The organism is Rhodococcus sp. 14-2470-1a (genome assembly GCF_002259425.1).
Taxonomy (GTDB): domain Bacteria; phylum Actinomycetota; class Actinomycetes; order Mycobacteriales; family Mycobacteriaceae; genus Rhodococcoides; species Rhodococcoides fascians_E.
In genome coordinates, this window is the sequence record NZ_NPFZ01000019.1 from 47,715 (window position 1) to 60,062 (window position 12,348).

Here is a 12,348-nt window from a genome sequence, read left to right on the forward strand (position 1 = left end):
TCTCGTCGACTTGATAGATCGTCAATGTCCGATCGAACCGCAGTCCTTTGGCGTCTGCGGCCCGAACACGGGAGAGACCGCTGAGCGTCACCAACCTGGCTGCGGAGTTCCACCCGCCGTCACTATCCGACTTCTTTCCTCCCGCTGTACTGTTCGAGGGCACACCCTTCGAACTCGACCGGCTGATGCTGATCCGCATCCTGATGACCCTCGTGTTGGTCGTGCTGTTCGCAGTGGCCATGCGCAGCCCGAAGGTCGTTCCGCGTGGTCTGCAGAACTGCATCGAGTACATGCTGGACTTCGTCAAGGTGCAGATCGCCGACGAGATTCTCGGCAAGGAGCAGGGCAGGCGGTTCCTGCCGATCATCATGACGATTTTCTTCGCCGTGCTGTTCATGAACCTGTCGGGCATCATCCCGTTCCTGAACATCTCGCCGAACGCTCGAATCGGTATGCCGATCGTGCTCGCACTGATCGCCTACGTGACGTTCAACTACGTGGGAATCAAGAAGTACGGATTCTTCAAGTACGTCAAGAGCAGCGTCGTGGTTCCGGACGTCCCGCCCGCACTGCACATCATTCTGATTCCGATCGAGTTCATCTCGACGTTCATCCTCCGTCCGTTCACGCTCACCGTTCGTCTCATGGCGAACATGCTGGCCGGCCACCTCATGCTCGTGCTGTTCTTCAGCGCGACTCAGTTCTTCTTCTTCCAGGCCGCGGCGGGAATGAAGATTTTCGGCGTGTTCTCCCTTGCAGCGGGCTTCGGCTTCACGCTGTTCGAGATGCTCGTCATCGGTCTGCAGGCGTACGTGTTCGCACTGCTGACCGCGGTGTACATCGATCTCGCCCTGCATGCAGACTCGCACTGATCTGCACGCCGATTCTCACTAGACCGCACGACCAAGATCTACCTGACCCACGCACCGACCGGTGATGGGCAACAGAAAGGGAACGGAAATCAAATGAGCCTCGCGTACCTGGCACAGGAAGTCACCGAAACCACCGTCACGGGTGGCGGCTACGGCGCAATCGGTTACGGCCTCGCTGCCATCGGACCTGGCATCGGTGTAGGCATCGTGGTCGGAAAGGCTATCGAGGGCATCGCTCGTCAGCCTGAGCTTCAGGGCACCATCCGTACCAACATGTTCCTCGGCATCGCGTTCACCGAAGCGCTCGCGCTGATCGGTATCGTCGCCGGCTTCCTGTTCGGTTAATCCACTATGGCAACCAACATCGCGATCTTGGCCGCGGAGGAAGGCGAGGACATCAATCCTCTCCTCCCCGCGACATACGACATCGTTTGGTCTGCGGTCTGCATCGCTGTCATCGGCTTCGTCTTCTGGAAGTACATCCTTCCGAAGTTCCAGGAAGTGTTGGCGCAGCGTAGCGATCTGATCGAAGGCGGCATCAAGAAGGCCGAAGAGGCTCAGGCAGAAGCCAAGGCTGCTCTCGAGCAGTACCAGAAGCAGCTTGCCGACGCCCGCGCCGAGGCTGCGCAGATCCGTGAGGAAGCGCGCACTCAAGGCCAGGCCATCCTCGCCGAAATGAAGACGAAGGCACAGGAAGAAAGCGACCGGATCGTGGCTGCAGGCCACAACCAGCTCGCTGCGCAGCGCCAGCAGATCGTGACGGAACTCCGTGGCGACCTGGGACGCACTGCAGTCGAACTCGCAGAGAAGGTCATCGGAGAGCAGCTGTCCGACGAGGCCAAGCGCGCTGGTTCGATCGACCGCTTCCTGAGCGAACTCGACTCCGTCACCGCTGACTCTGCAGCGGGAAAGTGAGATAACCATGTACGCAACTTCTCGCGAGGCTCTCGCTCGCACGCGTTCGGTTGCGAACGAAGCACTGGGACAGGCGGGGGACGCGACAGCGGTCGCTGCTCAGACCGGTGCAGAGCTCTTCGCAGTCGTGGAGGCCCTCGACGGCCAGCGCACGTTGCGTACTGCGCTGGCCGACGCTTCGGTCTCTGCCGAACGTCGCAGCGCGCTCGCGGAGGAAGTGTTCGCCGGTCAGGTCTCCGCCACCACGGCGCAGATCCTGAAGTCCGCCGTCGCGGACAACTGGTCCAAGGCGTCGGACCTGCTGAACTCTCTGGTCGAACTGGGTCGGGAAGCACTGCTTCGCGCCGCGGCCGATCAGGATCAGCTCGACACGGTCGAGGACGAATTGTTCCGCCTCGGTCGCATCGTCGCCGCGAATCCTCAGCTGGAACAGGCATTGTCGGATCTCGGCAAGCCGGTTCAGGCGAAGCGTGAGCTGCTGGGCCGGTTGCTGTACGGCAAGGTCACCGCGGTGACCGAAGCCCTGGCAATCCAGACGGTCAGCCGCCTGCGCAAGACGGCACCTGCGGACGCACTCGATGCGCTTGCAGGCTTGGCGGCACAGGTTCGCGATCGGGCTGTCGCACACGTGCGGAGTGCTGCTCCGCTCAGCGCCAGCCAGCTCGAGAAGCTGACCGCGACACTCACACGCACCTACGGCAAGCCGGTCACCGTGCATGTCGAGGTCGATGCCGAACTGCTCAGCGGACTGGTGGTCCGGGTCGGCGACGAGGTCATCGACGGCAGCGGGGCGGGTCGTCTCGCCGCACTACGAAAGACCCTCAAGTAGTCCGCGAGCGGACACCACTTCTTACGAAGAAGCGTTTCGAACCTTCGAAGCCCTTCACACCGCGAACATTGAAGGAAGAGCAGGAAAAAATATGGCGGAGCTGACGATCTCCTCCGACGAGATCCGTAGCGCGATCGAGAACTTCACCGCGAGCTACTCACCGGAGTCCTCTCGCGAGGAGGTCGGCACGGTTACCGACACGAGCGACGGTATCGCTCACGTGTCCGGACTGCCGTCGGCGATGTCCAACGAGCTGCTGGAATTCCCCGGTGGCGTTCTCGGTGTGGCGCTCAACCTGGATGCCACCGAAATCGGTGCCGTCATCCTCGGTGACTACGAGCACATCGAAGAAGGCCAGGAAGTCAAGCGCACCGGCGACGTTCTGTCCGTGCCGGTCGGCGACGGCTACCTCGGCCGCGTCGTCAACCCACTCGGCCAGCCCATCGACGGCCTCGGCGACATCGAGTCCAGCGAGAACCGCGCCCTCGAACTGCAGGCTGCGTCCGTGCTCGAGCGCCAGCCGGTGGAAGAGCCGCTGCAGACCGGCATCAAGGCCATCGACGCCATGACGCCGATCGGTCGCGGACAGCGCCAGCTCGTCATCGGTGACCGCAAGACGGGCAAGACCGCCGTCTGCATCGACGCCATCCTCAACCAGAAGGCCAACTGGGAGTCCGGAGACGAGAAGAAGCAGGTTCGCTGCATCTACGTCGCCATCGGTCAGAAGGGCTCCACGATCGCAGGCGTCAAGGCTGCGCTCGAAGAGCAGGGTGCACTCGAGTACACGACCATCGTCGCGGCTCCCGCATCCGATTCGGCCGGCTTCAAGTGGCTCGCTCCGTACACCGGTTCGGCCATCGGCCAGCACTGGATGTACCAGGGCAAGCACGTCCTCATCGTGTTCGACGACCTGACCAAGCAGGCCGAGGCGTACCGCGCCATCTCGCTTCTGCTGCGTCGCCCGCCGGGCCGCGAGGCATACCCCGGTGACGTCTTCTACTTGCACTCTCGTCTGCTCGAGCGTTCGGCGAAGCTGTCCGACGAGCTCGGCGGTGGATCGCTGACGGCGCTGCCGATCATCGAGACCAAGGCCAACGACGTCTCGGCATACATCCCGACCAACGTCATCTCGATCACCGACGGACAGGTCTTCCTCGAGTCGGACCTCTTCAACAAGGGTGTTCGTCCCGCGATCAACGTCGGTATCTCGGTGTCCCGAGTCGGTGGCGCTGCGCAGACCAAGGGCATGAAGAAGGTCTCCGGTTCGCTTCGTCTCGAGCTCGCTCAGTTCCGTGAGCTGGAAGCATTCTCGGCGTTCGCGTCGGACCTGGATGCTGCATCGAAGGCTCAGCTGGACCGCGGTGCTCGCCTCGTCGAGCTCCTCAAGCAGGACCAGTACGCACCGGTCGCCGTCGAGGATCAGATCGTCTCGATCTGGCTCGCCGGTCAGGGCACGTACGACTCCGTTCCCGTCGGCGACGTCCGTCGCTTCGAGAGCGAGCTGCTCGAGGACCTGCATCGCAACGCGAGCGGCGTCTACGACAGCATCGCCGGCGGCAAGGCTCTCGACGACGACGCTCAGAAGTCGCTGCTCGAGGCAACCGAGAAGTTCAAGGCAGGGTTCCTCGACTCCGAGGGCAACCGCGTCGTCAACGAGGCAGAGGCGGACACGCTGAACCCCGACGAGGTCAGCCAGGAGCAGGTCAACGTCACTCGCAAGACAGTCAGTAAGTAGGTCTTACGAGATGCCAAGTGTCTTTACGAGCAGAGAAGGGAGCGTGAACAGCTAGATGGCAAGCATTCTCGAGCTACGTTCCCGGATCAAGTCGGTCAACTCGACGAAGAAGATCACCAAGGCTCAAGAGCTGATCGCGACGTCGCGAATCACCAAGGCGCAGGCGCGCGTTGCAGCGTCGAAGCCGTACGCGGAGGAGATCACCAAGGTCCTCTCCGCGCTGGCCAGTGCGTCGGGTTCGCTCGACCACCCGCTGCTGAACGAGCGTGACGAGCCCACGCGCGCAGCAGTTCTGGTCGTCACCAGTGACCGCGGCATGTGCGGTGGCTACAACTCCAACGTCCTCAAGGAAGCGGAGGAGCTGTTCCAGCTTCTGCGCAAGGAGGGCAAGGATCCGGTCATCTACGTGCTCGGCGCAAAGGGCCTCGGCTACTACACCTTCCGTCAGCGCGACGTGAAGGGCGCGTGGACCGGCTTCTCGCAGGAGCCCGGTTACGCGGATGCAGCCAAGGCGAGCAAGCACCTGGTCGAGCTGTTCATGGCGGGTTCGGGCTCCGAGGTCGAGGCTCCCAACGGTGAAGGCACCGTCGAGGGCGTCGACGAACTGCACATCGTCTACACGCGGTTCGTGTCGATGCTGACGCAGAAGCCCGAGGTCCGGCGTATGGCTCCGCTCGAGGTGTCGTACACGGACGAGGAAATCGAGCTGGGCGCAGATGCTCTGACCGATTCCCCGTCGGCGTCCGAGGTTCAGGCTCAGTACGATTTCGAGCCCGAAGCCGGAACTCTCCTGTCGGCTCTGCTGCCGAAGTACATCAGCACGAGGGTCTACTCCTCGTTGCTCGATGCGGCTGCATCCGAGTCGGCCGCGCGCCGTACTGCCATGAAGGCGGCCACGGACAACGCGAACGAATTGGTCGAGACCCTGAGCCGTCAGGCGAACCAGGCTCGGCAAGCCCAGATCACCCAGGAAATCAGCGAAATCGTTGGTGGCGCAAACGCGTTGGCTGACAGCGCAGGAAGTGACTAAGCAATGACCGCAGCAGTAGCCCAAGAGAACGCGAGCGGAGCGGACACTCAGTCCGGCCGTGTCGTTCGGGTCATCGGCCCCGTTGTGGACGTCGAGTTCCCGCGCGGCTCCATCCCCGCCCTGTTCAACGCACTCCACGCAGAGATCACGCTGCCCACGGTGGCGAAGACCCTGACACTCGAGGTTGCACAGCACCTCGGTGACAACCTGGTCCGCACCATCTCGATGCAGCCGACCGACGGTCTGGTTCGTGGCGCCTCGGTGTCCGACTCCGGCAAGCCGATCTCGGTGCCCGTCGGCGACGTCGTCAAGGGCCACGTGTTCAACGCCCTCGGTGACTGCCTCGACAGCCCGGGCCTCGGACGCGACGGCGAGCAGTGGGGCATCCACCGCAAGCCACCAGCCTTCGATCAGCTCGAGGGCAAGACGGAGATCCTCGAGACCGGCATCAAGGTCATCGACCTCCTCACCCCGTACGTGAAGGGTGGAAAGATCGGTCTGTTCGGTGGCGCCGGTGTCGGCAAGACCGTTCTGATCCAGGAGATGATCACCCGTATCGCGCGTGAGTTCTCCGGTACGTCGGTGTTCGCCGGCGTCGGTGAGCGCACCCGTGAGGGAACCGACCTCCACCTCGAGATGGAAGAGATGGGCGTCCTCCAGGACACCGCCCTCGTCTTCGGCCAGATGGACGAGCCGCCGGGCACGCGTATGCGCGTCGCCCTGTCCGCACTGACCATGGCGGAGTACTTCCGCGATGTTCAGGGCCAGGACGTGCTGCTGTTCATCGACAACATCTTCCGTTTCACGCAGGCAGGTTCCGAGGTGTCGACCCTGCTGGGACGTATGCCTTCTGCCGTGGGTTACCAGCCGACGCTGGCGGACGAGATGGGTGAGCTCCAGGAGCGCATCACCTCGACCCGTGGACGCTCGATCACCTCGCTGCAGGCGATCTACGTTCCCGCCGACGACTACACCGACCCGGCGCCTGCGACGACGTTCGCCCACCTCGACGCAACGACCGAGCTGTCGCGTCCGATTTCGCAGATGGGTATCTACCCCGCTGTGGACCCGCTCAGCTCGACGTCGCGAATCCTCGAGCCGGGCATCGTCGGTGCGGAGCACTTCCGCGTCGCCAACGAGGTCAAGCGGATCCTGCAGAAGTACAAGGAACTGCAGGACATCATCGCCATCCTCGGTATGGACGAGCTTCAGGAAGAGGACAAGGTTCTGGTCGGTCGCGCACGTCGCCTCCAGAAGTTCCTCGGACAGAACTTCATCGTCGCCGAGAAGTTCACCGGTGAGGCCGGCTCGGTCGTGTCCCTCTCGGACACCATCGAGGCGTTCGACAAGGTCACCAAGGGCGAGTACGACCACCTTCCCGAGCAGGCATTCAACAGCTGCGGTGGACTCGACGACGTCGAGGCTGCAGCCAAGAAGATCGCCGGAAAGTAGCCCGACGTGACTTCTGCGGAAAGCTCCGGCATGGAGGTCGCTCTCGTCGCGGTCGAGCGCGAGCTGTGGTCCGGCAACGCAACTCTGGTCAGTGCTCAGACGACCGAGGGCGAGATCGGCATCATGGCCGGCCACGAGCCAGTGCTCGGCCAGCTCGTCGAGGCAGGCACGGTGTCCATCACGACGATCGACGGCGAGAAGATCGTTGCTGCGGTTCACGGTGGGTTCCTGTCCGTGACGGGTAAGACCGTCACGGTCCTGGCGGAGTCCGCGGACTTCGCTCAGGACATCGACGTCGACGCAGCCCGTTCGGTCCTCGACGCCGGCGGCGACGACAAGGAAGCCCTCGCTGTGGCGAAGGGCCGAATTCGCGCCGTCGAGCGGGCCTAGGTTCCAAGAGAAAGCCGCGACGAGGTTCTGTGATGCACATGGGAGTGATCGTTCTGATCATTCTGGTCGTGCTGCTCGCAGGCCTCGTCGCGGCTTTTCTGTACCGTCTCACCATTCTTCGTCGCGGTGGAACGGCTGCCATTCTGCGCATGACGCCCGCTGCGGGTGGAAGCGGTTGGCGGCACGGGGTCATCCGGTACGGAGACAACACCCTGGTGTTCTTCAAGCTGTCGAGCCTGCGGCCCGGCCCGGACCACCGGATGAGCCGTCAGGGCATCGAGGTCGGGGAGCGGCGCACCCCACGCAACGACGAGTTCGACATCATGTCCGACGAGATCGCGATTCTCGAGCTGACCGATCAGGGCCAGGGCTACGAGATCGCTCTCGACCGCGGTGCGCTCACCGCATTCATGTCGTGGCTGGAATCGCGTCCGTCCGGCCGTTCTCGGCGGGGCCGGCCCGCCGCCTGATCTACGTGTCGGTGGAGCGTGATGCTCCCGGCACCCATTTCACGTCACCTTCGGGGTTCGCGTACCTGCTCAGGATGAACAGCAGGTCGGAGAGCCTGTTCAAGTACTTCGCCGGTAGGACGCTCGTGTTCTCGGGGTTGGCGTCCACCGCGGCCCACGCCGAGCGCTCTGCTCGACGCGCCACGGTTCGGGAGGTGTGCAGCAGCGCCGCCAGCGGAGTGCCGCCGGGAAGAATGAACGAATCGAGCGCCTTCAGGCCTTCGTTGAACTCGTCGCACCATCCTTCGAGCCGGTCGACGTAGGACTGATCGATGCGTAGGGGTGGATACTCGGGGTCGGCGACGACGGGTGTCGAGAGATCGGCTCCGGCGTCGAACAGATCGCTTTGAATCGTTCGAATGACCGAGACGACCTTCTCCGACGGATTGCCCAGTGCCAGAACGACTCCGAGGCTGGCGTTGGTCTCGTCGCAGTCCGCGTACGCAACGAGCCGCGGATCGTTCTTCCCGACCCGCGAGAAGTCGCTGAGACCGGTGGTTCCGTCGTCACCGGTGCGGGTGTAGATGCGAGTCAGGTGCACAGCCATGGCGCTACGGTACCGCCCGGATGGGGCGACCGAACCCTGGCTACGCTGTCGAACTGTGAGTGAACGCTTTTTGGTCTCCGGTGGTAACCGGCTCGTCGGTGAGGTGTCGGTCGGCGGCGCGAAGAACAGCGTGCTCAAGTTGATGGCGGCAGCGCTGCTCGCCGAGGGCACGAGCACCATCACCAACTGCCCCGACATCCTCGACGTGCCGTTGATGGCCGAGGTCCTCCGCGGATTGGGGTGCGAGGTCGTGCTGGAAGGCGACGTCGTGCACATCACCACGCCGGCGGAACCCAAGCACCATGCAGATTTCCCGGCCGTCACGCAGTTCCGAGCATCGGTCTGTGTCCTCGGTCCGCTCGTCGCCCGGTGCAAACGAGCGGTGGTGGCTCTTCCCGGTGGTGACGCAATCGGGTCTCGTCCGTTGGACATGCACCAGTCGGGACTGCGCCTGCTCGGTGCGCACAGCGAGATCCAGCACGGCTGCGTCGTGGCGGAGGCCGAGGAACTTCGGGGCGCCAACATCCGTCTTGCTTTCCCGTCGGTCGGCGCGACGGAGAACATCCTGATGGCAGCAGTGCTCGCCAAGGGCGACACCGTCATCGACAACGCTGCGCGCGAACCCGACATCGTCGACGTGTGCAACATGCTCAACGAGATGGGGGCGCAGGTCAGCGGCGCCGGCACCTCCACGTTGACCATCAGGGGCGTCGAGTCGTTGAAGCCCACCACGCACAAAGTGATCGGTGACCGTATCGTCGCCGCGACGTGGGGAATCGCTGCCGCGATGACGCGGGGCGACGTGCGAGTTCGAGGCGTCAACCCCAAGCATCTGTCACTCGTGTTGGACAAGCTGAGGCTTGCGGGTTCGGAGGTGACGTCCGAGGCCGACGGGTTCCGCGTGGTCCAGCGTGAGCGGCCGACCGCCGTGAACTTCGCGACGTTGCCGTTCCCCGGTTTTCCCACCGATCTGCAGCCGATGGCGATCGGCCTCGCGGCAGTGGCCAACGGAACGTCGATGATCACCGAGAACGTGTTCGAAGCGCGCTTCCGGTTCGTCGAGGAGATGATCCGACTCGGCGCCGACGCCCGTACCGACGGTCACCACGCGGTGGTGCGTGGCGTAGCCCAGTTGTCGAGTGCACCCGTGTGGTCGTCCGACATCAGGGCGGGTGCAGGACTGGTACTCGCAGGACTGTGCGCCGACGGGGTCACCGAGGTGTACGACGTCTACCACATCGATCGGGGTTACCCGAGGTTCGTGGAGAACCTGACGGAGCTCGGCGGAAGCATCGAGCGAGTCAGCTGACGGACGTCAGCGCGTCGACCAGTACGTCGAGTCCGTAGGCCAGTTCGTCGTCGGACACCGATCCGTATCCGACGATCAGTCCCGTCATGGGCGACGGGGCACGTGTGGATTTCGCGAGGGTATCGACATCGACGCCGGCCGCTGCCGCTCGTTCTGCCACGGCGACCGCGACCGTGGCGTCGAGCAGGAGTGTGGTGTGCATTCCAGCGCCGACACCACGAAGTTCACCGAAGGGCGCCAGAGCAGCGGCGACCAGTTTGTCGCGTTGCCGATAGACGCGGCGGGCAGCACGCACAGTTCTGTCCCACTCGCCGTCGCGTAGCAGCGAGAGCATCGCATGTTGGACCGGTGTGGAGGGATAGTCGCCGAGGTCGGTGCGAACGTGTGCGATGAGTTCGACGACATCGGGCGGGGCAACGAGCCAACCGAGTCTGATACCTCCGCCCAGGGTCTTCGCCACCGTTCCGAGATAGACGGTGCGGTCGGGCGCCAGCTCCGCGATGGTGGGCAAAGGTGCTACGTCGTAACGGAATTCGGAATCGTAGTCGTCTTCGATGATCATCGCGTCGCGTGATCGTGCGTACGATGCGAGGGCGCGACGGCGGCCGACGGTAAGAAGGCCGCCGGTGGGGTACTGGTGAGACGGAGTGACGTACACCGCGCGTGTGGTCCGTGGCGTCATGTCCAGACGTTCGGTGACAATTCCGTCGAGGTCGACGGGAACGTCGAAGACGGACCACCCCCAGCGTCGTGCGGCTGTGGTCGCGACCCGGTAGCCCGGGTTCTCGTGTGCCAGGACCGGACGTGAAGTGCCGTCTTCGGTCGACAGTGCGGCCAGGGCCAGGCTCATCCCGTGCATGCTCCCCGTGGTGACCACTATGGATTCGGCTGACGTGTGAAGCCCACGCGCGCGGCCCAGTAGGTCTGCAAGGGCGGCTCGGAGTCGGTGGTCACCGCGAGGGTCCGGGTATTCCTGCGGTTGCGGGACTGCGCTGACGTCCCGCCACGCTCGCTTCCACGCCGCCGAGCTCGGGGGCACCCACGGTGTTCCGGTGGCAAGTCGAAGACGGCCTAGGGTTTCCGTGGTTCCGGCGGTACGGGATGTGGTCGACGGCCGCGTCGGTGTGGTGACGCCGCTGAGGCGGCGCACGAACGTTCCCGATCCTGCGCGCGGTTGTAGCCACCCCTCCGCGGTCAGTTGATCGTAGGCGCTCTCCACCACGCCCCGAGCGACTTCGAGCTCGACCGAAAGCGCTCTGCTACTTGGCAATCGGGTGTTCGGTTCGATACGAGCGGAGTCTATGGCCGCGCGTATCCCGTCCGCGATCTGCACCGGCAGCGTGCGGGGATCCGTCCGGTCGACCGAGACGATCAGGGACATCGGCAGCATGCTCGCCTCCAAGTGGTCTATTGGAAATCGAGTTGATTGGATCATGACAGTAGGCCAATCATGACCGAGGATCGACAGTATGAGTACCGAAGCCGATTTGTCGCCGACCGAACGCACCACCATCAGGCGAGGCAGAGTCCGAGCACGAACCGATCGCTCGGACCTGGCGGACGTGCTGGCCACCGCGCGGCTATGCCACCTCGGCGTGGTGGTCGACGGGAGCGTGCGCGTTCTTCCTACTGTGTTCGCGGTCGATCATGACGGTCCCGATCCCGGCGGCACTCTGTACGTGCACGGATCGGTGGCCGCTCGCAGCTTGGTCGATGCGCCGAATGGGGAGATCTGCGTGACCGTCACCGTGCTCGACGGCCTGGTTCTGGCGAGGTCGGCGTTCCATCATTCCATGAACTACCGAAGCGCCGTCGTGTACGGCCGGCCGCGATTGGTTGTCGACGACGAGGAACGCGTGCGCGCACTTGCGGCGATCGTCGATCAGGTGGTGGACGGGCGCAGTGAGCATCTTCGTGCGCACACGCGGAAAGAGTTGGCGGCAACGGTGGTGCTCGCCCTCCCGCTCCACGAGGCATCGGTGAAGGCGCGGACCGGAGACCCGGTGGACGACGAGCGAGATGTCGACGCGGGTGGAGTGTGGGCAGGCGTCGTTCCCGTGCGCGACGACTTCGCCGAGCCGACTCGGGCGGCGGACGTGGACGTGAGAATCCCTGTGCCCGAGCATGTTCTGGCCCTCGTTCGACAATTCTGAACGCGTCTATGTCCGGCGTCACATTCACGAATTTTGCGACGAGGCGCTTTCGAGTTCGTCGTGACGAGCGAGCTACCTGCGGAAATGTTGTCCAGGATTTCCTCGACCTGGCGATTTGCGCGACGGATTCTGCTCGCGTAACTTTTGTCGAGTCAGAGCGACACGGACACCGACCAGGGCCTACACGGTCCCGGACACGAGGTTGGACGTCGGAGCCTGACGGAACATGAAATTCTAGTTCTACCCACCAAGAGTCGGAGCTTGCATCCGAGACCAAGCTGGGATAGGCTGGAGAAGTTGCCCCAAACACCCTGAAGCTACGGTTTCTTGGCTGTTCGGTGTGTGCGTGTTCTTTGAGAACTCAACAGTGTGTCGATGAATGTCAGTGCCGAATGTTTTTGGTGCTCATGCCTTTCGGGGTGTGGGTGTGACATCTTCTTGCTTCATTCTTCCCGTCTGGGGTGAGAAGATTTTTTGTAATGCTAGTTGAGTTTTTTTGCTAGTGATTTGGACTTGATGTCATTTGACTGATTCACGATCTTCGGATTGTTGTTTCTAGAGTCTTTTACGGAGAGTTTGATCCTGGCTCAGGACGAACGCTGGCGGC

The 12,348-nt window shown here is 63.4% G+C and carries 13 protein-coding genes; 11 read left to right on the top strand and 2 right to left on the bottom strand.

Annotation, left to right across the window (positions count from 1 at the left end; all coding sequences use genetic code 11):
* Positions 1-185 precede the first annotated feature (185 nt).
* From atpB to CH292_RS10015, 9 genes are all read left to right on the top strand, one after another.
* Entirely contained in the window at positions 186-872 is a 687-nt protein-coding gene (atpB, locus tag CH292_RS09975) for a F0F1 ATP synthase subunit A (protein ID WP_373454674.1), read from the top strand.
* Positions 873-965: 93 nt separating this feature from the next.
* Positions 966-1,217, top strand: coding sequence for an ATP synthase F0 subunit C (locus CH292_RS09980; RefSeq protein ID WP_019667280.1), 252 nt, complete (start codon positions 966-968; stop codon positions 1,215-1,217).
* Positions 1,218-1,223: 6 nt separating this feature from the next.
* The gene (locus CH292_RS09985) at positions 1,224-1,787 is read left to right on the top strand and encodes a F0F1 ATP synthase subunit B (RefSeq protein WP_019667281.1); all 564 of its coding nucleotides are present in this window, start codon (positions 1,224-1,226) and stop codon (positions 1,785-1,787) included.
* A gap of 7 nt (positions 1,788-1,794) precedes the next feature.
* Positions 1,795-2,616 carry a F0F1 ATP synthase subunit delta gene (locus tag CH292_RS09990; RefSeq protein WP_019667282.1) on the top strand — a complete coding sequence of 274 codons (822 nt, stop codon included), beginning with the start codon at positions 1,795-1,797 and terminating at the stop codon, positions 2,614-2,616.
* Between the two features lie 91 nt (positions 2,617-2,707).
* Positions 2,708-4,351, top strand: coding sequence for a F0F1 ATP synthase subunit alpha (atpA, locus tag CH292_RS09995; protein ID WP_019667283.1), 1,644 nt, complete (start codon positions 2,708-2,710; stop codon positions 4,349-4,351).
* Positions 4,352-4,406: 55 nt separating this feature from the next.
* Positions 4,407-5,381 carry a F0F1 ATP synthase subunit gamma gene (locus CH292_RS10000; RefSeq protein ID WP_094654596.1) on the top strand — a complete coding sequence of 325 codons (975 nt, stop codon included), beginning with the start codon at positions 4,407-4,409 and terminating at the stop codon, positions 5,379-5,381.
* Positions 5,382-5,384: 3 nt separating this feature from the next.
* A complete protein-coding gene (gene atpD, locus CH292_RS10005; protein ID WP_019667285.1) occupies positions 5,385-6,833 on the top strand; it encodes a F0F1 ATP synthase subunit beta in 1,449 nt (482 codons plus the stop codon).
* A gap of 30 nt (positions 6,834-6,863) precedes the next feature.
* Positions 6,864-7,223: a F0F1 ATP synthase subunit epsilon gene (locus CH292_RS10010; RefSeq protein ID WP_094654597.1), complete on the top strand. Its 360-nt coding sequence runs from the start codon at positions 6,864-6,866 to the stop codon at positions 7,221-7,223.
* Positions 7,224-7,255: 32 nt separating this feature from the next.
* Positions 7,256-7,693: a DUF2550 domain-containing protein gene (locus CH292_RS10015; protein ID WP_037162297.1), complete on the top strand. Its 438-nt coding sequence runs from the start codon at positions 7,256-7,258 to the stop codon at positions 7,691-7,693.
* Position 7,694: 1 nt separating this feature from the next.
* On the opposite strand, the gene CH292_RS10020 is transcribed toward CH292_RS10015, so the two are convergent.
* Positions 7,695-8,279: a cob(I)yrinic acid a,c-diamide adenosyltransferase gene (locus tag CH292_RS10020; protein ID WP_019667288.1), complete on the bottom strand. Its 585-nt coding sequence runs from the start codon at positions 8,277-8,279 to the stop codon at positions 7,695-7,697.
* Positions 8,280-8,334: 55 nt separating this feature from the next.
* Here CH292_RS10020 and murA point away from each other — a divergent pair, with 55 nt between their 5' ends.
* The gene (gene murA, locus CH292_RS10025) at positions 8,335-9,588 is read left to right on the top strand and encodes a UDP-N-acetylglucosamine 1-carboxyvinyltransferase (RefSeq protein WP_094654598.1); all 1,254 of its coding nucleotides are present in this window, start codon (positions 8,335-8,337) and stop codon (positions 9,586-9,588) included.
* Here the strand turns inward: murA and CH292_RS10030 are convergent.
* A complete protein-coding gene (locus CH292_RS10030; RefSeq protein ID WP_094654599.1) occupies positions 9,581-10,978 on the bottom strand; it encodes a PLP-dependent aminotransferase family protein in 1,398 nt (465 codons plus the stop codon). The genes murA and CH292_RS10030 overlap by 8 nt on opposite strands.
* 79 nt (positions 10,979-11,057) lie before the next feature.
* On the opposite strand from CH292_RS10030, the gene CH292_RS10035 reads away from it, so the two are divergent.
* Entirely contained in the window at positions 11,058-11,741 is a 684-nt protein-coding gene (locus CH292_RS10035) for a pyridoxamine 5'-phosphate oxidase family protein (RefSeq protein ID WP_094654600.1), read from the top strand.
* The last annotated feature ends 607 nt before the right edge of the window (positions 11,742-12,348 follow it).